Raw genomic sequence first — 21,255 nt, forward strand, 5'->3', positions numbered from 1 at the left:
CGTGACAAACAATAATAAAAGCGTATGCAGTGCCAATCAGTATTTACCCATATTACCGACGAATATTTAGCAGTAGAGAGGCTTCGTTCAGAGCTGAGGCAAGAACACTTGTCTTATATCATCTGTTATTACACAGAAGAGTACGACTTCAGAGCCATTCGCTCTGCCTTTCTTAGATATTTCCCTGGTGTTCCATTCCACGGTTCAAGTTCATGCCAAGCCATTATGACCGATCAGGGTTTTCACGTTGGGCCAGTCATAGCGGCTATGGCTATCTATGACTCAGGCCCACATGCTTATGGAACCGGTATTTCTAATTGTGAAGAAAATGAGTGTGTCTCCGTCGCTCTAGATATGGCTCTTCAAAATGCTAATCGAATTGGCGAAGTACCTAACTTAATTCTTCTTCATGCAACTCCTGGGAAAGAAGAAAAGATTATCGAATCGATCGACGAACGCTTCGGCACACTTGTTCCTATCATTGGCGGTTCAGCAGCAGATAACCACATCGAGGGAAAATGGTCAGTGATTACAGCGCAAGGCCATGAAAAGCAAGGGATTAGCCTCACACTATTTTACTCCTCTAATCCCGTTGATATTGCTTTTAGTGCAGGTCACACACCAACCAACATCAAAGGCATTGTTTCCAAAGCAAAAGGGCGGTGTTTACTGGAAATAGATGGTGAATCAGCACTAGATACTTATCGAAAGTGGACTCGTCATCAAGAAAACCTAACTAGCAAAGAAAACCTACTCTTTACCAACTCCAGCGCTTATCCCTTGGGAAGAGTTGCCGGACATTTGTACGATAGACCTTATTACAAGCTTTCCCATCCAATACGTGAGACCGAAGATGGGGGGATTGAGCTATTTACCCAGATTTCGGTAGGGGAAGAGCTTACTTTGATGAAAGGGAGTAGGGAGCATTTAATCGCTCGAGCGGCAAAAGTCGTGAATGCCGCATTTAACCAAAAATTAGAAGAATCTCGAAAAATTGGTGTCATAAATATATTTTGTGCAGGACCGATGTTGCACTTAATGCAAGACATGAATAGCGTTTGCGAACAAATTAATCAGGAACTGGAACACTTGCCATTTATATGCCCATTTACCTTTGGTGAGCAGGGAAGATTTATCGGCGGCGAAAATGGACATGGAAACTTGATGATCTCATCAGCGATTTTCCATAAACCTTATGAAAGATAAATATTTAGACACATACCAACAAGAAGCATTACAAGAAGCGTTAGTTGAGCTAAAGCAGACCAAACAACGGGAAAAATTGCTTGCCGATGAAAACAAAGCGATTCTTTCAGCAATCTCTGCAATGAGCGAGGCAAAAAATCGTAATGAAATTTTTTCGGGGCTAAACAGCGTTCTAAAAAAGTACATCAGTTTTGAAGACTTTATTGTCATCGCGCGCGATGACAGCCGTTATCCGTTCAAGACGTTAATCTCAACCAATAGCGTGTTTGACAAGGTAGAATGGTTACACGGTAACACGATGGAGCGCGCATTAAACAGCGAGTGTATTCTATTATTCGAGCCAGCGAAATTGTTAGAGTTTGAGAACTTAAATAGCTTTGTTAAAACACATGTTAACTCCGTAATTTTAACGGGCATTCGTTCGGAAGTAACACAAAGCATCATACTATTAATTGGAGCTCAAAAAGGGCATTTTAGTATTGAAAACAAAGAGACTCTAAGGCGCTTTAGACCCCTTATAGAACGTGCTGTTATCGACATAGAAACAAAGGAAAAGTTACAACGTATTGTTGAGGTAAGAACGACTCAACTTGCAAGAGCTCGTGAAGAAGCAGAACTAGCCAACCAGTCAAAATCTGAGTTTTTGGCAATGATGAGCCATGAGATCAGAACGCCTCTTAACTCAGTTTTAGGAATGCTAGACATCCTGAGACAATCTACCTTATCAGATGAACAATTTGATGCCCTCAATCAAATGGAATGCTCCGCTGAGCTTCTTCTAGCCATCATTAGCGACATTCTCGATCTTTCAAAAATTGAATCCGGTAGCTTCCAATTAAACGAACAGTGGATACATTTAAATGACACTGTAACTTTTGTAATTTCTCAGCAAAAACAAGTAGCTATAACTAAGGATCTTTCTTTTAACTTTGATTGTCAGATCTCATCAGACAAACAGTATTGGATTGATTCGACGAGGCTGTCACAAATTCTCTTTAATTTGATTGGGAATGCCATTAAGTTTACGGACTCAGGAAGTGTGTCTGTTTCTGTCGCTGAAGAAAATGACGAAATTGTAGTTTCTATATCTGACACCGGAATTGGAATCTCGAGAGCAAAACAAGCCCATTTGTTTACGGCATTCCATCAAGGTGATCGCTCAATTACTCGAAGGTTTGGTGGTACAGGCTTAGGGCTTGCTATTACCAAGCACTTAGTTGAAATGATGAGAGGTGAAATCTCTGTAAAAAGCCGCGAGAATGAGGGTTCTGACTTCACCATTCGAATTCCAGTTCTGACACGTTACAACCAAAGTCGTCCTGTAAAAATTGAGCATAATAGACCAAGCAAAGCTCTAAACTTGCTTATTGTCGAAGACACTCAATCAAATCAACTTGTCATTAAATTGATTCTTAACAAGCTTGGCCATAATGTTCATATTGCAAGCCACGGCGCAGAGGCGCTTACATTTCTTGAAGAAAACGATACTCAAATTGATATGATCTTGATGGATGTCTCGATGCCAGTAATGGATGGAATAACGGCAACTAGGCTGATTAGAAAGAAAGGAATCACAATTCCAATCGTCGCTTTAACAGCGCACGCGCTAGAAAGTGATAAAGATAAGTGCTTAGACGCTGGCATGGATAGTTTTGTATCAAAGCCAGTTCGCAGGCAAGATATCTATGAAGCTATACAATCATTAATAGAAACGGCGTAGTCATTAATATAGATCTTAACAATCGATAGATTATTAAGATCTATATTAAGTATTTTATGGTAAATACTGATTATGTTTAATCAGCTATCTAAAGTTAGCTCAAATTTAAAATCTGAAAGAGATAGGAGAGCAAAGTAGCAAGAATCTGACGTATGGTTACACTTAATTTAACATAATATACATAATGCGCACTGATATAGTGGTTCCTGTGGACTTACATCACTAAGGCCAATTCAGCGCAAGTTATTGAAATGCTTGACAATCCAAGTCTATCAAACTTTTTTGCAATTCATTCCCATGCTACTTCTATCTACGGATTATAGAAATCAATTGATCTACGGTAACTCGGTCTTGCTTACTTTAAACTGAAGGTTCACGAACCAGTTGTTATATGTATGCGGATATATTTTTCAGGATATTTGTAACGATATCGCTTACCGGTTTTTAAGTTTGAACGAGCAAAACGGCAAACTTTTGTATCTCCGCTTCCAGTAACTCGTTTTACTATTGCTACTTTTCCTTTATGTTCCATTTCAATCATTAAATCGCAATAACCATCATATTGGTCGAACTGCTTATCGACTTTCTTTTGTAGCGTCGATTTAATTTTCTTAGCCACTGGATTTGTTTCTGAATCATCGGCCAATGTTGACGCTGTGGGTAACAATAATAAAAATAAAGTGACAACGTATCGCATTCGTAAATCCATTTTTGATAAATGGACTGATTGTAATTTTTTATGCGTCAAATGCTAAAACGGGACACAATTTTGCGTCCCGTTTAACGTAGATAAGTAATTGATATGTCGGCTAAGCTTGTTTCTTGCCTTTATTAGCTTTGAAACCTTGATGAGGAAAAACATTTCGAATTCGTTGTTGAACTTTCTTTGGTACGTCTTTAGAAAAGACCAGCCTCATTCTGGAGCGTTGGTTGTACACTTTGAGTTCACCAGTAAACGGGTCATGTTCGCCAATATCTTGTAAGTTATGTTTAAAAGATGGAGGTATATGCCCTTTTACCTTGCTCAAGTGGCCGTCATCAAAACTCACTTTTAACACGGGTCTATCCACGGCGATCAACCAGAATATGACGATTGCAGCAATTAATATCACATATAGCATCTAACACTCCTTAGCTGGATAGTAGCTTACTCAAGTCTTCTTTGATGGACGTAACTTTCTGGCTTGCTTTTTCACTTCTTGAGGCTTCTGAAAGTAGATATTCAATGGCATCAGACAGCGTACACCCAAGTTCATTGGCTCGATTAGATAATTTTTCCCAAACACGGTAATCAAGATCGATCGATTTCTTTTTGGTATGAACTTGTTCTGCGTTGAAGTGGCGCTTTCGTTTTGCGCGAATTGCCTGCTTGAGTTTGTTCTCTAGCTCTTCAGACATGTGTTTTTCAATCCAAGCTAGCACTAATGTAGGTTCGTGCTCTATGCGTCGTAACTCGGCGACAGCTGCATCAGTTTCACTTGTATCAATATGTCTAGTAATCGCTTCACCATCTTTCCATTTTTTGATTAGATACTTCCACTTCCATCCACATTCTAAATTTTCAAGTTGCTGATATTTCATTCTTTCTGACTCATAAAGCTAACCTGGTGACAGCGTAACCCAGTTATAGTTATTCATCAATGAAAACTCTTTGAAGTATCGATGTTGATCACTCATTTGTCCAAATGATACTCAACGAGTTATTTGCATTTACAACTACACCAATTGGCACTAGGGAGTTTAGAGCCCTTTCGTTATAATGACCGCAATATTGAATAATGATGAAATTAAATGAATCAACTTAATTGGAAAGACGTGACTCCTTCGTTCGAACAGTACGAAGACATTTTAAAATCTGCCTCCTCTCTACCTAAGAAGAAGTTCGTAGAACTTCAACCAAGACTCCTCGCTACTGTTGAACGATTCAAGAAAATCAAAGGCTTGACTCGAGTTTTGGTAATAAACTGTGCAGATAATACGGTTTATCGTAAGTTTATTTGTGACGTGGTCACTGATGGTTTAGAGCCTGCAATAATGACAGAGTCTTTGGACGCAAAGCTCTTGTTTGATCGCTACAGTGTTGATTTAAAAGGCGATGTTGTAGTTGAAGCTGGATTACTTTCCAAGGCTAACGGCGGGTATTTGATTTTACCAGCGAACCTCATTTTGGCGAATCCCGGATATTGGCCGAGCATTAAGTCTGCCATTCAAGGAAAGCCAGTAAAACCCTTGAATGTAAGCCCTACTCGACTACCTATTTTAACGGCCGATGAAAAAGAATTTGACGTTAAGATTATTGTTACTGGCGATCGTAATCAATTGGCCGACCTTGAGTATGTTGACGAAGATTTTTCAACCGGCCTAACGATGTATACCGAGGTTGAAGAAGATATCCACTTATCTGCAAGTAACTTAGAGTTGTATGTAGGTTTGGTGAATTGGATTTGTTCGGAGTACGGTTTCCCATCGTTGGATGAAGGTGCTTTTCAACGGTTACTATTAGCAGGCATGCGTTTAACTGAGGACCAACATTATTTGCCTTTAGGTGTGATGTGGCATTGCCAACTACTTAGCTTAGCAGCTCAGTTTAGCGATCAAAATATCATTGATTATGTGGCGATAGATAAAGCCATCGACGATAAATATTATCGAGAGTCTTACCTTCCTCAACGTGCAGTTTATGACATTCTTGATGGTCAGGTCATCATTGAGACTACTGGCGAACAAGTCGGCCAAATTAACGGACTCACGGTTATTGATATGGCCGGGCATCCTGTCTCTTATGGCGAGCCAGCGCGAATTTCATGTGTTATTCACTTTGGAGATGGTGACATTTCCGATGTTGAGCGCAAAGCTGAACTTGGAGGCAATCTTCATGCGAAAGGCATGATGATCATGCAAGCATTTCTAAGCTCTGCTTTGAATTTGGATGAGCCACTGCCTTACTCTGCGTCTATTGTTTTCGAGCAGTCCTATAGTGAAGTGGATGGTGATAGTGCTTCATTGGCAGAGTTATGTTGTTTGGTAAGTGCACTGTCTGAATCACCGGTTAATCAACAAATCGCGGTGACTGGCGCGGTGGACCAATTTGGTCGAGTACAAGCAGTAGGCGGTTTAAATGAGAAGCTCGAAGGTTTCTATCAAGTTTGTAAACACCAAGGCTTCACTGGTCATCAAGGCGTTATTATGCCTAAATCGAACTTGAAGCACCTCGCTTTACATAAAGATGTCATAGAAAGCATTAAGAATGGTGAGTTCCATATTTGGTCGGTTTCTACCGTTGATGAAGCAATACCAATTCTAATGGGCAAATCATTCAGAGGCGAAGATGATAGCGTCATCGGCAAGATCGCCGAACGTATTGAAAATTTTGAAAGACATGAGCATCCAGAAGGAATTGTGCAGCGCATCAAAAACTGGTTTGTCTAGTACTGATCGGAGTTGTTTAGCGTACACGTGTTCACTAACATGCATCTGTCAAAAATTGGAGTAATTGATAATGCAAAACAAACGTGATTCTTACAACCGCGATGATCTTCTTGCTTCTAGCCAAGGCGAGCTTTTTGGTCCGGGTTACCCACAACTTCCTGCACCAAACATGCTAATGATGGACCGAGTTACTAAAATGTCTGAAACAGAAGGTGATTTTGGTAAAGGTTTAATTCTTGCAGAGTTGGATATTACTCCAGATCTTTGGTTCTTCGATTGTCACTTCCCTGGTGACCCTGTAATGCCAGGCTGTCTCGGTCTAGATGCCATGTGGCAGCTAGTGGGCTTCTTCTTAGGTTGGGTCGGCGGCAAAGGCAAAGGTCGAGCTCTTGGCGTTGGTGAAGTGAAGTTTACTGGCCAAATTCTGCCAACTGCTAAGAAAGTAACGTACGAAATTCATATGAAGCGCGTTGTGAACCGTAAACTAGTGATGGGTCTAGCAGACGGCCGCGTATGCGTTGACGGCAAAGAAATTTATGTTGCGAAGGATCTTAAAGTTGGCTTGTTCCAAGATACTTCGAGCTTCTAGTTACCCTTCTCTATAAATTTTTAAGGCCCCTATCTGGGGCTTTTTTATGCTTAGTCATTACGAGAAAAGGCTCTCTACGAGCCCTTTCGAATCCTTCTGTTGTATGTGGAGAGTTATTTATAGAGACCAGATTGTTTTTCATCTCTGGCATCACGCCAACCACCTAACCAATACGACCGAGCGTCTACTTGTTGATACGGGCAAGCCTCTTGAGACCTTCCATTCAACCCAGCTTTATAGCCTTGAGATTGAGCTCGTTCTAGGCGATCACGCTTTTGTCTCTTCATAGTTAATTCCTCATACAGGTCCATTTACTAACGTACAGCTGTTATTGTGAAACTTTAATGGAGTTTTTATGACTCCACTTATAAGAATCGATCAAATTGTGCAATTTCTCAAGGCATAAAAAAAGCAGAGGCTCAATTCTGTGAGCCTCTGCTTGAATTAAAAATTACTGACTATTTTCTACGGAACCCAAACAAACCAAGCATGGTCAAAGCTAACCAACCAAGACCTGCGCCTTGACGTTCAGCGCTGTCTGATTCCACGCTTCGCGCTACGATATCTTCTTTCGTTTGGTTAGGAATTGGCATTAATTTCACTGCAACAATTTCTTCAGTACCATTACAAGAAGCGTTATGCGCTGTAGAGTTATATCCGCCTGCACATTTCATGGCAGTAGCCGATATTACACCTGCATCATTAATATCTGTTGCATCAATAATACGGAATGCGTTATTTGCCTCTGAATATTCGCCACCGTTTGTCAATGTATCTAGGAACCACGCTTTACCATCAAACAGTGTTTCAGCTCTCACATTGTTTGCATCATCTTGGATGTATGGATAAATGAAACCACGCTTACGACGAGGTTTGCCATCATCTTCACGGGTAGATTCCGCATCTAACTGACCCACAATTTCGTTGTAAGCGTTGATACCACCCATTTTACCGCCCGCACCGTTGAAGAAGATGCCCGTCGTTGGGTAAATAGCACTCAGAGATGCAGAGCGAACATCATCAACAATAAACAAACGATTTGGAGTGGAGCCGGTCGGCATAGGGTACGCACCTGAACGTTTGGCCTCACCAATAGCAACGAAATTTTTGTTTACATTTGTCAAACGAGAGTTCGAATGAACAGTGTCATCTCCTTCTCGTTGCCGCGCTCCTACCACTACCTTGTTTTGCCAGGTACTAATATTGCTTAAAGAACTTTCTGACTCCAAAGTTCCAACAAACACAGTCGCGTTTAGATAGTTATCATTTTTTGAGTAAGTATTGTATCCCACACCATAAATGGTGGTTCCATCGACAACAAAATCTCGCATGCTTCCTTGAGCCAAACGTTCCCCATCTTTCCAATTGGTACTCGGCCAAGGAACTTGAGATATCAAACCGCTTTTGTCCCAGATTGCTGCCTTAGACGTATGGTGAGCCCCATTAGTATTAGAAGCCTTTTCTGAAATACTACCAACGGTAAATGTTCCATCCGTTTTCCATGCTCTAGATTCAACAACTTCAGCAGTTTCAGAGCTAGGCACAATATTTGGCAAAGTCGGTGCTACAACTGTGTTACGAGTTTCTAACGTCGCTGAATCAGATGCGCTTACGATACTTTGGTTACCTACAGCCTGACCTGACTCAGTTAAACTGTTGATGACATTGTTATATTCATTTTTGTAAGCGTCAGCGCTGTTCTCTACAAACGCAAGGGCATTGGACGTGTAGTCTTTACTGTAGCGTTCTTTACCCCAAGGAGACCAGTTAACAGCAGCCCATGAATCACACGTTGAGTAACGTTTTTCATTTTTGCAATAACGTTCGAAATCTCCAACTTCATCAAGGTAGTAAAAACCAGCATCCATCGCAAAAGGGATTTCTTCGCGGTAGCTATTACCATCAACTTCTTGGCTTGCAGATATTGGTGTCGTGCGAGTTTCAACAGCAAGCTTAAATTGCTCTGGAGTGCAGTTTGCCGTCGCATCAAAGCAACCTAGGGCAAATGGAGAGTCTGTTGACGCATCGATTACATCACCCTGTTGAATGGCAACACCATAAGCGGTTTGATAATCAACAACATCGCCGTTCACTTCTGGCGATACTTCGATGACTTGATACAATGCTGCGTTTGCATTCATTGCGGTACCCACCATCAAAGCGACAGCGGTTAATTTGAATTTGTTACTACAATTCATTGAATTCTTAACTATCCTGTTGCATTGCTTCGAGTTCTTCCCATCTCTCGAATGCGATTTCTAACTCCTGCTCTAAAGCAGCAAGTTGTTCCAATACCGGTTGAGTCTGCTCGACTGGCTTAGCGAAAAACTCAGGGTCATTCACTTGTTCTTGCAGAGTTTCAATATCCGATTCTAACTGTTCTAGCTTAGCTGGAAGAGCTTCTAATTCTCTTTGCAGCTTATACGATAACTTCTTAGAGTTGTTCTTAGGTTGAGTTGTTTTGGGAGTTTCCTCAACCACTTTCTCTTTTTTCGCTGGTTTTTCCGTCGAAAAACGAACGGCAAGTGCTTGATCACGTTGCTGCTTCGCATCGTGATAACCACCCACGAACTCTTCGATTACACCATCACCTTCAAAAATCCAGCTAGTCGTTACTGTATTATCAACAAACTCACGGTCGTGACTTACTAACAGCAACGTACCCTGATAATTGGCAAGCATTTCTTCTAAAAGTTCCAACGTTTCGATATCCAAATCGTTGGTTGGCTCATCAAGAATAAGTAAGTTATTAGGTTTCAGTAAGATACGAGCGAGCAACAATCGGTTTTTTTCTCCGCCAGATAAGGCTTTAACTGGCGTGCGAGCGCGCTTTGGTGCAAACAGAAAATCTTGAAGATAGCTTAAAGCGTGACGCTGACGACCACCTACCATTACTTCCTGCTTACCGTCCGCTAAGTTGTCGATAACAGTTTTCTCAGGATCGAGGATCTCACGGTATTGATCGAAGTAAGCGACTTCTAGCTTGGTACCACAATGTAAGCGACCCGATTGAGCTTCGATTTGCCCAAGCAATAACTTCAGTACGGTACTTTTACCACAGCCATTTGGACCAATAAGGGCAATACGATCGCCGCGCATGATGTTGAAGCTGAAGTTATCAACAATTTGCTTACCGTCGTAAGCAAAAGACACATTCTCTGCTTCAAAGACGATTTTGCCTGAGCGTGACGCATCATCGATATTGAGATTAACTTTACCCTGCACTTCTCTGCGGTCGCGACGCTCTTCACGAAGTTTCTTAAGTGCGCGCACTCGTCCTTCATTACGAGTACGACGCGCTTTAATACCTTGGCGAATCCACACTTCTTCTTGAGCCAGTTTCTTGTCGAACTCAGCGTTTTGCATCTCTTCAACACGAAGCATCTCTTCTTTCTCAAGCAAGTAATTGTCGTAATCACCAGGGAAAGAGGAAAGTTGCCCGCGGTCTAAGTCGACAATACGTGTCGCCATAGATTTAATGAATGCGCGGTCGTGGGAAATGAAGATAATCGAGCCTTTGAAATCTTTCAGGAAGTTCTCTAGCCATTCGATGGTTGTGACGTCCAAATGGTTGGTTGGTTCGTCAAGTAGTAATACATCAGGGTCACAAACTAGAGCTCGAGCTAATGCCGCCTTGCGTTGCCAGCCGCCAGATAAGTCACGAAGTAATGTGTCTGGACTTAACTTTAGGGCACTAAGTACGTTTTTAACTCGGTCATCAAAACGCCACGCATTTGAATGATCCAATTGTTCTTGAATTTTTGCTAAGCGGTTGATGTTCTTTTCGCTTGGGTCTTGCGCAACAAGATCAAGAAGATCATGGTAGATCTTAAGCTGTTCGCCAATTTCCGCTAAGCCACCAGAGACATACTCATAAACAGTACCTTCTTGGTTGCGCGGTGGATCTTGCTCCAAACGAGAAACAACAACGTCTTGTGTTATTTGAATTTTGCCGTCGTCCAGTAAGATGTCGCCAGCAAGTACTTTCATCAACGTTGACTTACCGGCACCGTTTCTCCCTACTAAACAAACACGCTCATTTTCCTGCAAAGCAAACTCTGCGCGGTCTAATAGCGGATGATCACCGAAAGCAAGTTGCGCGTTATGAATGGTAAGTAATGCCATTATTTTCCAACCAATTTTTGAGTTCATCTAAATCGAACGGCCAGTTCAACTCAGAATCTTGATATTTTAATACGGGAATCGTTACGCCGTAACGAGAAAACAGATCATCATCGAATGCGATATCGATAATATCTGTTTGTTCCGCCAGGCCGACCTGGCTTACTAGAGCAAATGCCATCTCACAAAGATGGCACCCCTCTGTGCTATACAATGTCAGCACTTATACGTCCTTATACTCAATCGTTTCTTTACTCTGCGTGTGTCACTAACCAGCAGTTATGGATGTGTTTGTTTCGAGAAAAATCCAAAGGCAAAGTTTGCGATGAAATATTCTGAGCTTTTAGTCCTAGCTCAGCCAACCCTTCTTCATCCATCTTAAAGTGACGTTTATTGTTCGAGAACACAATCGTACCGCCTGCTCGTAACAAACGTTTCAAGTTCGTCATTAGCTTGATATGGTCACGTTGCACGTCGAATGACGTTTCCATACGTTTTGAGTTTGAAAACGTCGGTGGATCAATAAAGATAAGGTCGTATTCGCCTTTTGCATTTTCAAGCCACTGCAGACAATCAGCTTGCTCAAAGCGATGTTGGCGTCCAATACAACCATTCAACTGCATATTGTCTTTTGCCCAGTTCAGGTAAGTGTTTGACATGTCTACTGTCGTTGTTGAACGAGCTCCGCCAACTGCCGCGTGTACTGTTGCACTACCTGTGTAAGCAAATAGGTTCAAGAAATCTTTGCCTTGAGCCATTTCGCCTAAGCGACGACGTGTGATCTTATGATCTAGGAATAGTCCCGTATCAAGATAGTCGTGCAAATTCACGATCAGCTTCACGCCGTACTCGTTCACCTCTAACGTTTCAGATACCTGACCCAACTTTTGATATTGGCTGCGACCTTTCTGCTTTTCACGAACTTTAAGGACAACTTTGTTCGCTTCTACGCCTGTCACTTGAATCGTTGCGCGAATGATATCCGTCAAACGGCGTTTCGCTTTCTCTTCAGGGATATTTTTAGGTGCTGCGTATTCTTGAATCACGATTTGATCGCCATATACGTCAATCGCTACGTTATATTCAGGAAGGTCTGCGTCATAGATGCGGTAGCAATCTAATTTCTCTTTACGAGCCCATTTGCCAATTTTGCCAATGTTTTTCTTCAAACGGTTTGAAAAATCAGGAGCGATTTGAGTATTGGTATCTGCACCTTTTACTTCATCGGCACTACGTTCTGCGATGCTGTAGTTTTTTTGGTGACACGGTAACGCACCATTGTTTAATTTGAATTGCTTATCTGCACGCATGCGAAGACAGCTCAGCAACTCATCTGAACTAGAGAAAATAGACGCTTTGCAGCCACCAAATTCTGCTTTCAATTGGCCACCAAACGCGGTGTAAAGCGCAATCAGACCTGGCTCTGTACCCAAACGTTCGCCGTAAGGTGGGTTAGATACAATCACACCATTTTCAAAACCTGCAGGTCGCGTAATAGTTGCCGCATCGCCTTGAGCAAACTCAATCAGTTCCTCAACCCCTGCTCTGCGAGCGTTCTCTTGTGCAACTTTCAGAACTTTCGGGTCGTTATCGAAGCCAAAAAACTTAGCGTCAACTTTCTTGACGCCGCGTCTAGCCTGAACGTTTGCTTCTGATTTGATTTCAGCCCATGTATCTGGCTCAAAGTCTTCAAGTGATTCAAAGCACCATTGCTTTCGTTTTACACCAGGAGCCATATTTGCAGCCATCATTGCCGCTTCAATCAGTAACGTACCAGAACCACACATTGGATCGAGAAGTGGCTGATGACTGTCCCAACCACAACGCATAATGATCGCCGCTGCTAATGTTTCACGAAGTGGTGCACGGCCAGATTCCGGACGGTAGCCACGTTGATGAAGGCCACTACCTACCATATCAACACCTAAGATAGCTTTATCTTTGTGAAGGCGAACATGAACGCGAATATCAGGACGTTCTTTGCTGATGTTTGGTCGAGGTAAGCCTTTCTTCTCAAAGCAATCAACGATGCCATCTTTTACTTTCATCGCGCCGTACTGACTGTTGCGGATCTCGCGGTTGGTACCGTTAAAGTCCACAACGAAACGCTTAGAACTGTGGAATTGATTCACCCAGTTAATTGACGAAGTAGATAGGTATAGATCCATGTCGTCGTTACAAGTGAATTCAGATAAAACACGTACAAATCGTGATGCCAAGCGGCTCCACAAACAACAACGATAGATTTGCTCATTCGTGGCTTTAAATTTTACGCCCGCCTGTACTGGTTTCGCGTTTTCAATGCCTAGTTTAGTCAGTTCTTCAACAAGCAGGTTTTCCATGCCGTTTGAAGTTACCGCGAGATATTGATTCATAGTGTTCTTTCGTTAATAAAAAATGGCCTTAATTATACCTGACTTTACGATCAATGCCTCGTTTTTAAAGGCGTTTTTAGTTTCGCCAGCGCAAACAATCACCAATCACTTGATCTGAAACTTCCTACATTTCGAGCTGAGCATTTCTTTTCCCATTCTTTTAGCTAACCAAAAACCTTACCTTAAAGAAGAAGTGAATACTTATTTACCTTAAAATTGGTATATACCAATAGTAAAATTATGTTGTAATTTACTTACCAATTGCATGTATTGGGGAAGAAATGGGGGAATGTTAGGCGATAAGTTGCCTAATATTAGTGATCGCTAAGATGAAAAAAGTGGAATAAAAGTGACCAGCTTCATAGTTATGTGCTTAACAACGCAGTGATTTCAGCCGATTAATAAAGGTATTTGAAAGGAGAAGGATAAAAAAAATCGACCTGAGGCGGTCGATTAAGGCAAACAAAGGAACGAAATAGAGAAAACTCAAAGAGGTTTAACCCACCATAGCCATTGGAGCCATGACAAATAAATGATTCGCACAAACCATTCTGTCGTGCATAACTTTTATTGGTTGTCCAAACTGCAGCGTTTTATGGCCATCAAGAATGAACTCTTCTTGACCGACATACGCGCATAAGCTTGAAGCTTCGCCAGGTTCTAAAACGATGAAAACGCCTTCAGAATAGCGGTTAGATAGAAATACCATGTCCCCTTCTTCTGGTTCGTGCCCTGTTGATTGAGCATCGAAGAACCAACTCTTAGGCTGGACTGGTTTATGGAAGCGTTTCGCAGCTACACAGTAAAGTGTTAGCTCGGCCTGACGGTACTCATTGATATCGAGACAACGAATGCGTTCATTAAACGTTTGAAACGCACTAGCATCATCGACTGTAAATTCGTTTTTTGAGAAGGCACAGTTGACCAACAGCTTACGGGATAGATTGGTTTGGAAAATCATTTCCTCCCCCAGATCCAGCATTAAGCAAGCTTTGTGCTCGTCAAAATACCAATTCCATTTGTCGCTGGGTTTAAGCATTATTCCGTTCTCTCTTGACTAGTGAATCAATGGTAAAGAGGTAAGACGCTTAATTACCTACTCATGATTTTCTAAATTTTACAAACGAACGGACAAAAAAAAAGAGGAAACGAGTTCCTCTTTTTTCTGAAATAAGCGTTGAATTCTCAGCGATTTATTTGATGAGTGCTACAGATTTTTAACAATATCGCGTACTAGGCCAGGACCATGGTAGATAAAGCCAGTGTAAACTTGTACGAGTTGAGCGCCTGCCATCATTTTCTCTTTTGCAGCAACATAAGAGTCAATGCCGCCAACACCGATGATAGGAAGTTTGTCACCCAATGCTTCGTGCAATTTGCGAACAACTTCTGTTGAACGAGATTGCACCGGACGACCGCTTAAACCACCCGCTTCATTTGCGTGTTTCATACCTTCAACTACTGTTCGATCCAGTGTAGTGTTTGTTGCAATAACACCATCGATATTGTTTTTCAGTAGTGATTCACAAATCTGAGTGATTTCATCATCGCTCAAATCAGGGGCAATCTTAAGTGCTAGTGGAACGTACTTGCCGTGTTTTTCTGCAAGCTCTGATTGTTTCGCTTTAAGCTCTGATAGTAACTCGTCGAGTGCTTCACCGTATTGTAGAGAGCGAAGCCCCGGAGTGTTTGGAGAAGAAATGTTTACAGCGATGTAACCAGCGTATTCGTACACTTTCTCCATACAAATCAAGTAGTCCTCTGCCCCGTTCTCGATTGGTGTATCTTTGTTTTTACCAATGTTGATACCAAGAACACAGTTGAACTTTGCTTTTTTCACATTCTCAACCAGATGATCCACACCTAAGTTGTTAAAGCCCATTCGGTTGATGATGCCTTCGGCTTCAACCAAGCGGAACAAACGCGGTTTGTCATTACCTGGCTGAGGACGAGGAGTCACTGTGCCAACTTCAACAAAGCCAAATCCCATCGCATCGAATGCTTCAATACATTCCCCGTTTTTATCCAAACCAGCAGCAAGACCCACTGGGTTACGGAATGTTAACCCCATGCATTCTACTGGACGGTTAGGTAATTGCTGACGATAGAAAAGATCGAGTGGTGTGCCGTTAAAGCGTTGGAAGTTCTTGATTGCAAGATCATGTGCCTTTTCGGCATCAAGTTGGAAAAAGCCAGTTCTGGCTAGACGGTAAAGCATTGTGCCTCCGAAAGAAAAAAGCCCCGTGTAAACGGGTCAATATTATTTACTGTTTTTTATTGTAATTCAATGAAAATGAACGAATTAAGTAAAATTGCATATTGAGTTAGAAGTTTTTTCATAAAAACAAAGAATTAGCAATTTTTTGCCGCATTGAAATATCCAGTATCTAATGGAAAAGCAATCGATTTCAACAGAAGTTAAGTTTTAAAATCAAGTTACAATGTCACGGAATTGGTGATTGCGGATACAAAAAAGCCTCGCATTTACGAGGCTTTTTCTAATAAGTTAACTCACCTACTCGTTTGAAGAGCAATTCAAATTAAGCAGTACCAGTTCACGAAGAGCTACCGAGAATTTGGCAAATTCATGTACAGAACCGACTTTGAACTCATTAAGGATGCTTTCCCAACGATGAAGTGATTGTTCGTTTGCTTCCATCCACTCTTCAAGCGCTTGCATTACATCAAGATCTTCGCTTGCACACGCACAGTTGAGAACTTGCGCTGTCAACTGACGTTGTTGCCAATCTAGGTCTTCACGGAATGCCGCACGAGCTAGAGCTTGCCAGTTGTTGTCGACAGCTTGGCTATTGATTTGTTTCAAGAACCAGTGCAACGACAAGCGATCGCCAAGGTTGAAGTATAGCTTCGATGCTTGTTCAACCGTTTTGCCTGTTTCACCTGCAACCGATGAAATATCCAGTGCCGATTGAAGGCTCGATAGACGTGCTACTTGATGGGCAAGTTTTTCTTCTACCCCACGCTCCATCCATGTTTGAGCCAACTCATTGTGCTCTTCCACTTCAGATTCAACCAGCATGCTATCAAGAGTTTCAGCAATAACATTCACATCTTGTTTGTAGATTGCAATCAACTCACCAACGGTAGATTTACCGCTGCGATTACGCAGTAACCAACGAGCAATACGACGTAGTGCGCGACGTACGTAGAACATGATCTCGTACTGTGCATCTGCCGTTGCAACGTTGTCTAACGCGCGAGTTTGCTTAAGAATTTCAGCAAGATCAAATATTTCACGAGCTGCACTGTAAGCATTTGCAATATCAACAACACTTGCGCCCGTCTCTTCTTGAAGACGAGTGACGAAATTACAGCCCATTTCGTTAACCATTTGGTTTGCTAGCGCAGTCGCGATAATTTCTGCACGTAGCGGATGGTTAACCATTTGATCTTTATAGTTACGGCGTAACTCACTTGGGAAGTACTCAACCAGTTGTTTCGCATGGAATTCATCATTTGCAATGTCATCCGTCACGAGCTGCTGTTTCAGAACCATTTTGCCGTAAGCGACAAGCACCGATAGCTCTGGACGAGTAAGACCTAGGCCCTGCTTTTCGCGTTCCAGCAACGTTTCATCATCAGGAATGTACTCAAGAGCACGGTCCAAGTACCCTGCTTTTTCCATTGTGTGGATGAAACGAATCTGTTCTTTAACGATGCCAACGCCTTGTTGTTCTGTCACTGAAATGGACTCAGATTGACGGTATGCGTCATCCAGAACGATTTCGCCGACTTCTTCTTCCATAGATTCAAGAATTTGGTTACGTTGTTTAACGGTAAGATCGCCATTTGAAACCAGTCCGTTCAAGAAGATCTTAATGTTTACTTCGTTATCCGAGCAGTCTACACCGCCAACATTGTCAACAAAGTCGGTGTTAACTCGACCACCGTTTAGTGCGTACTCGATACGACCAAGCTGAGTCATACCTAAGTTACCACCTTCACCAACCACTTTTGCGCGCAGCTCACGACCATCAATACGAAGCAGGTCATTTGCTCGGTCACCAACGTCTGTATGCGTTTCAGTCGAAGCTTTAACGTAAGTACCGATACCACCGTTCCAAAGTAGATCCACTTTCATTTTTAGGATCATTTTAATCAGATCGTTTGGTGCTACAGATGCCTTCTTCGTGCCCAACATTTTTTGGATTTCAGGCGTTAGTTGGATCGATTTTGCACGACGTGAGAACACGCCACCACCTTGCGAGATCAACTCAGCGTTGTAATCTTCCCAACTTGATCTTGGTAGATTAAACAAGCGGTTACGCTCTTCCCAGCTGGTGGCTGAATCTGGGGTCGGATCAATAAAGATGTGCATGTGGTTAAACGCAGCTTGTAAACGAATGTGCTTAGATAGCAGCATACCGTTACCAAACACATCACCAGCCATATCGCCTACGCCGATTGCGGTAAAGTCAGTCGTTTGACAGTTGATGCCCATTTCACGGAAATGACGTTTAACTGATTCCCAACCACCTTTTGCAGTGATACCCATTGCTTTGTGGTCGTAACCGTTTGAACCACCTGAAGCAAACGCATCGCCAAGCCAGAAGTTGTATTCTGCTGAGACTGAGTTCGCCAAGTCAGAGAATGTCGCCGTGCCTTTGTCGGCAGCAACCACTAGGTATGGGTCATCTTCATCGTGACGAATTACGTTTTGTGGTGGAATCAACTCGCCTTCAATGATGTTGTCAGAAACATCAAGCAACGCGCGAATGAACTGTTTATAGCAGCGTTGACCTTCTGCAAAGATTTCATCACGAGTGGTCAGAGACGGCTGACGCTTACAAACGAAACCACCTTTCGCCCCAACTGGAACAATAACGGTGTTCTTAACTTGCTGAGCTTTTACAAGACCAAGAATTTCTGTACGGAAATCTTCTTGACGATCTGACCAACGTAAGCCACCACGTGCAACTTTACCGCCACGAAGGTGAACACCCTCAATGTCTGGCGCGTAGACGAAAATCTCAAAAGCAGGAACTGGCTGAGGAATCTCTGGGATTTCGCTTGGTTTCATCTTCAAAGATAGCCAAGGCTTCGACTGCTTGTTTTCGTCCAACTGGTAGTAGTTAGTACGCAGCGTTGCCATGATCATATCCATGTAACGACGAATAATACGATCATCATCTAGGCTTTCTACACGATCCAGTTGTTCAGTCAGCTTCTTAATCAGATCACTTTGGCCTTTTTCGCTGCCTTTATGTTTTGGATCGAAACGTTTAGCAAATAGGTTAACCAAGCCAGTAGCTAAATCAGGGTAATGGCTTAGTGTATCTTCAATATATTGTTGGCTGAATGGGAAACCAACTTGACGCATGTAGCGCGCGTAAGCACGTAGAATCGAGATTTCACGACCAGATAACGAAGCACCCAGTACCAAACGGTTGAAACCATCACTTTCTAGATCCCCTGCCCAAATCGCTGCAAATGCTTGTTGGAAACGATCACGAGCTTCGCGAAGATCAACGGTTTTTTCGCTCTTATGCAGCATTGAGAAATCTAGGATCCAGAATGTCTGGCCATTGTTTTTCTCGATCTCGTAAGGAGATTCACCAATCACGCGTAGACCCAAGTTTTCCAACATTGGCATTACGTCTGATAGATGGATTGGCTCGTCACGATGGTAAAGTTTTAAGCGAACCGCTTTCGAATCCGTTGCAACTTCCTGCGGACGGTAGAAAAGCATGCCAAGTTTGTTGTCGTCACTCAGTGCTTCAAGGCGCTCAATGTCTGCCACTGCAGAACCAGGCATCATGTCTTCTTTGTATGAACGAGGGAACGCGCTCATGTACTCTTTCGATAGTGGTAGACCTTTGCTTTCACCAAAGTTAGCAATGATCGACTCTTTTAATCTGTCGTCCCAAGAGGTAGAAACTTCCATTAAATTCTGCTCGATTTTTTTCACGTCTACATCAATGTTGTTATTGTCTACACGAACAATGTAATGCGTTCTTGCCAATGGGCTTTCAGAGAAGAACGTCGTAAATTCAACTTCTTGTTCACAGCCAAAATACTGCTTAAGAATGCGTTGAGTTTGGCGGCGGAGTTCTGTGTTGTAACGGTCTTTCGTTACGTACACCATGCAGCTGAAGAAACGACCGAACGGGTCTTTGCGTACGAACAAACGTAGCAAGTCACGGTCTTGCATTTGTACTACGCCCATGCCGACTTCAAGCAAATCTTCTTCGTTCGCTTGTAGCAGTTCATCACGTGGGTAGTTTTCAAGAATATTATGCAGCGCTTTGTAGGAGTATGAGCCGCGGCGGTAACCACTTGCTTCTAAGATACGATCTACTTTTTCTCGAATTAGAGGAATGCTGTGAACAGCTTGGTTGTATACCGCGGATGTGTACAAACCAGTGAAGCGGTGCTCGCCAATTACTTTGCCATTTTCATCAAACTTTTTGATGCCGATGTAGTCAGTGTAAGCAGGACGGTGGATACGAGACGCTTGATTGCCTTTCGTAATGATCAAAGCGTAAGGTTTTTTCGCTTCTAGTCTTGCAGAATCAGACAATTCAGACAACTTAACGCTGCGAATGCGCTTTTCATCAGCAAACAGACCTAGGCCTTTTTCTTTTGCTGGTCGTAGTTCCGTATCACCGTTTATTTCCGCTAAGTCATAATCTTTGTAACCCATAAAGGTAAAGTTATGATCACCAAGCCAACGTAAAAATGCGATGGTTTCGTCCAAACGATCGGTTTTCATCGAAACACGATCTTTGTTTTTTTCAAGATCATCTGTAACGATCTTGAGTTTGTCGACCATTGGCTGCCAGTCATTAACAACTAGGCGTGTATCAGACAGGATGTTCAATAACTCTTCTTTAAGAGCTTGCATCTCTTCTTTACTTGTTAGGCGGTCAACTTCGATGTGGAATAGTGATTGAAGAACACCACCCTCACCGTTCACTTCTGTTACTTGACCTTTTTTATCACGCTCTAGCTGAGTTGGATTATTGAGCATTAAATGGCAAACAAGATCTAAGCGCGCTAGCGCCATCTTGATTGAATCCACTAAGAATGGACTATCTGGAACAACAACTTCTACGATTGTATGTGTGGATTGCCAGCCTTGACGACTTACGGTCGGGTTAAACACGCGGACCGAGATATCTTCTGGTTTTTTTTCGTTTATGTGGTGCCAGAGGCTGACAACAGCACCATAGAGGTCGGATTCGTTTCGCTGAATCAAGTCATCATCAGCAATGTTACTAAATAAGTGTTGAGCAAGTTTGGTTACAAGCGTTTGGTGAGAAAGCTCGAGTTTGTCTTGAATCAGTTGGTAAACCTTTTCAAGCAGAACCGGCACTACATTTTCACGCGCGGTCATATTCACACTCCACATTAGAATTGTTGTTTTGTAGGGGGACTTAGTAACAGGGTTGTTACCCTAGAAACTAAGCATAGGTAATGCATGCACTCATTGTAAAAGCATAATTACAAATGTTTAACAACTATTCGCTGTGGTAGGAGGTGAAATGTCTGATTCTGTGACTAAGATTCCTATTTAACTCTCTGCAAATACAAAGCATCACAGAGTTTCTAACTTTAGAAACTTGTTATTTTGGTCAGTTGTTAGCCTAAATCGCCCTCTCACTCCTAATTGGCTAAGAAATGGTCTAAATTTGGCTGCAGGAAGTTGTAGCCTTAAGCCGTTGTTTGTTATGACTTGAACGGAACTTGCGGCTCCCGAGTAATGGGACAGAAATTTTTGATAAGGAATATTCAGCGTAAAGTAATAGTGCTTCATGAACTAGAAACGTTGCAGTAGATACAATTAGGGTGGT

16 protein-coding genes are annotated in these 21,255 nt (G+C 42.4%); 4 read left to right on the forward strand and 12 right to left on the reverse strand.

The features are described 5' to 3' along the window. Positions 1-24: 24 nt before the first annotated feature. A complete protein-coding gene (locus BIW15_RS01635) occupies positions 25-1,206 on the forward strand; it encodes an FIST signal transduction protein (RefSeq protein WP_017448554.1) in 1,182 nt (393 codons plus the stop codon). After that, positions 1,196-2,926, forward strand: a complete 1,731-nt coding sequence (locus tag BIW15_RS01640) for an ATP-binding protein (protein WP_077280454.1) — start codon at positions 1,196-1,198, stop codon at positions 2,924-2,926. The genes BIW15_RS01635 and BIW15_RS01640 overlap by 11 nt, the downstream gene beginning before the upstream one ends. A gap of 373 nt (positions 2,927-3,299) precedes the next feature. Here BIW15_RS01640 and BIW15_RS01650 read toward each other — a convergent pair whose 3' ends face one another. The 3 genes from BIW15_RS01650 to matP form a co-directional block, all read right to left on the reverse strand. Next, complete coding sequence (locus tag BIW15_RS01650; protein ID WP_005457460.1) at positions 3,300-3,623, reverse strand: hypothetical protein; 324 nt, start codon at positions 3,621-3,623, stop codon at positions 3,300-3,302. 112 nt (positions 3,624-3,735) lie between these two features. After that, on the reverse strand, positions 3,736-4,047 hold the full coding sequence (locus BIW15_RS01655) for a DUF3634 family protein (RefSeq protein ID WP_077280455.1): 312 nt from the start codon (positions 4,045-4,047) through the stop codon (positions 3,736-3,738). Positions 4,048-4,057: 10 nt separating this feature from the next. Beyond that, entirely contained in the window at positions 4,058-4,507 is a 450-nt protein-coding gene (gene matP, locus BIW15_RS01660) for a macrodomain Ter protein MatP (RefSeq protein ID WP_025503614.1), read from the reverse strand. Positions 4,508-4,717: 210 nt separating this feature from the next. Between matP and BIW15_RS01665 the strand changes: the two genes are divergently transcribed. Beyond that, positions 4,718-6,355, forward strand: coding sequence for a Lon protease family protein (locus BIW15_RS01665; protein WP_077280456.1), 1,638 nt, complete (start codon positions 4,718-4,720; stop codon positions 6,353-6,355). Positions 6,356-6,425: 70 nt separating this feature from the next. Then, positions 6,426-6,944, forward strand: a complete 519-nt coding sequence (gene fabA / locus BIW15_RS01670) for a bifunctional 3-hydroxydecanoyl-ACP dehydratase/trans-2-decenoyl-ACP isomerase (protein ID WP_005390081.1) — start codon at positions 6,426-6,428, stop codon at positions 6,942-6,944. A 113-nt stretch (positions 6,945-7,057) separates the two neighbouring features. Here the strand turns inward: fabA and rmf are convergent, their stop codons facing one another. From rmf to BIW15_RS01715, 9 genes are all read right to left on the reverse strand, one after another. After that, positions 7,058-7,231, reverse strand: coding sequence for a ribosome modulation factor (gene rmf, locus BIW15_RS01675; RefSeq protein WP_005494976.1), 174 nt, complete (start codon positions 7,229-7,231; stop codon positions 7,058-7,060). Between the two features lie 171 nt (positions 7,232-7,402). After that, positions 7,403-9,142: a DUF3466 family protein gene (locus BIW15_RS01680; protein ID WP_025632351.1), complete on the reverse strand. Its 1,740-nt coding sequence runs from the start codon at positions 9,140-9,142 to the stop codon at positions 7,403-7,405. 7 nt (positions 9,143-9,149) lie between these two features. Continuing rightward, on the reverse strand, positions 9,150-11,069 hold the full coding sequence (locus tag BIW15_RS01685; protein WP_025629279.1) for an ABC transporter ATP-binding protein: 1,920 nt from the start codon (positions 11,067-11,069) through the stop codon (positions 9,150-9,152). Beyond that, positions 11,047-11,289 (reverse strand): glutaredoxin family protein, encoded by a 243-nt coding sequence (locus tag BIW15_RS01690; RefSeq protein WP_031810488.1) that lies wholly within the window; start codon positions 11,287-11,289, stop codon positions 11,047-11,049. The genes BIW15_RS01685 and BIW15_RS01690 overlap by 23 nt, the downstream gene beginning before the upstream one ends. Before the next feature lie 28 nt (positions 11,290-11,317). After that, the gene (gene rlmKL, locus BIW15_RS01695; protein WP_025441885.1) at positions 11,318-13,441 is read right to left on the reverse strand and encodes a bifunctional 23S rRNA (guanine(2069)-N(7))-methyltransferase RlmK/23S rRNA (guanine(2445)-N(2))-methyltransferase RlmL; all 2,124 of its coding nucleotides are present in this window, start codon (positions 13,439-13,441) and stop codon (positions 11,318-11,320) included. Between the two features lie 496 nt (positions 13,442-13,937). Further along, complete coding sequence (locus BIW15_RS01700) at positions 13,938-14,480, reverse strand: cell division protein ZapC (RefSeq protein WP_005494967.1); 543 nt, start codon at positions 14,478-14,480, stop codon at positions 13,938-13,940. 168 nt (positions 14,481-14,648) lie between these two features. Then, positions 14,649-15,659: a quinone-dependent dihydroorotate dehydrogenase gene (gene pyrD, locus BIW15_RS01705; RefSeq protein ID WP_005458264.1), complete on the reverse strand. Its 1,011-nt coding sequence runs from the start codon at positions 15,657-15,659 to the stop codon at positions 14,649-14,651. 297 nt (positions 15,660-15,956) lie between these two features. Then, on the reverse strand, positions 15,957-20,798 hold the full coding sequence (locus BIW15_RS01710; RefSeq protein ID WP_077280457.1) for an NAD-glutamate dehydrogenase: 4,842 nt from the start codon (positions 20,796-20,798) through the stop codon (positions 15,957-15,959). 201 nt (positions 20,799-20,999) lie between these two features. Next, the gene (locus tag BIW15_RS01715) at positions 21,000-21,218 is read right to left on the reverse strand and encodes a DUF2835 domain-containing protein (protein WP_077280458.1); all 219 of its coding nucleotides are present in this window, start codon (positions 21,216-21,218) and stop codon (positions 21,000-21,002) included. Between the last annotated feature and the right edge of the window lie 37 nt (positions 21,219-21,255).

It is taken from the genome of Vibrio sp. SALL6, from assembly GCF_002002385.1.
GTDB classification, from domain to species: Bacteria; Pseudomonadota; Gammaproteobacteria; order Enterobacterales; family Vibrionaceae; genus Vibrio; species Vibrio parahaemolyticus.

What these genes read in the sequence shown, in the direction of transcription:
- BIW15_RS01635 (WP_017448554.1), top strand. Translation starts at nt 25, where the DNA reads ATGCAGTGCCAATCAGTATTTACCCATATTACCGACGAATATTTAGCA.
- BIW15_RS01640 (WP_077280454.1), top strand. Translation starts at nt 1,196, where the DNA reads ATGAAAGATAAATATTTAGACACATACCAACAAGAAGCATTACAAGAA.
- BIW15_RS01650 (WP_005457460.1), bottom strand. Translation starts at nt 3,623, where the DNA reads ATGCGATACGTTGTCACTTTATTTTTATTATTGTTACCCACAGCGTCA.
- BIW15_RS01655 (WP_077280455.1), bottom strand. Translation starts at nt 4,047, where the DNA reads ATGCTATATGTGATATTAATTGCTGCAATCGTCATATTCTGGTTGATC.
- matP (WP_025503614.1), bottom strand. Translation starts at nt 4,507, where the DNA reads ATGAAATATCAGCAACTTGAAAATTTAGAATGTGGATGGAAGTGGAAG.
- BIW15_RS01665 (WP_077280456.1), top strand. Translation starts at nt 4,718, where the DNA reads ATGAATCAACTTAATTGGAAAGACGTGACTCCTTCGTTCGAACAGTAC.
- fabA (WP_005390081.1), top strand. Translation starts at nt 6,426, where the DNA reads ATGCAAAACAAACGTGATTCTTACAACCGCGATGATCTTCTTGCTTCT.
- rmf (WP_005494976.1), bottom strand. Translation starts at nt 7,231, where the DNA reads ATGAAGAGACAAAAGCGTGATCGCCTAGAACGAGCTCAATCTCAAGGC.
- BIW15_RS01680 (WP_025632351.1), bottom strand. Translation starts at nt 9,142, where the DNA reads ATGAATTGTAGTAACAAATTCAAATTAACCGCTGTCGCTTTGATGGTG.
- BIW15_RS01685 (WP_025629279.1), bottom strand. Translation starts at nt 11,069, where the DNA reads ATGGCATTACTTACCATTCATAACGCGCAACTTGCTTTCGGTGATCAT.
- rlmKL (WP_025441885.1), bottom strand. Translation starts at nt 13,441, where the DNA reads ATGAATCAATATCTCGCGGTAACTTCAAACGGCATGGAAAACCTGCTT.
- BIW15_RS01700 (WP_005494967.1), bottom strand. Translation starts at nt 14,480, where the DNA reads ATGCTTAAACCCAGCGACAAATGGAATTGGTATTTTGACGAGCACAAA.
- pyrD (WP_005458264.1), bottom strand. Translation starts at nt 15,659, where the DNA reads ATGCTTTACCGTCTAGCCAGAACTGGCTTTTTCCAACTTGATGCCGAA.
- BIW15_RS01710 (WP_077280457.1), bottom strand. Translation starts at nt 20,798, where the DNA reads ATGACCGCGCGTGAAAATGTAGTGCCGGTTCTGCTTGAAAAGGTTTAC.
- BIW15_RS01715 (WP_077280458.1), bottom strand. Translation starts at nt 21,218, where the DNA reads ATGAAGCACTATTACTTTACGCTGAATATTCCTTATCAAAAATTTCTG.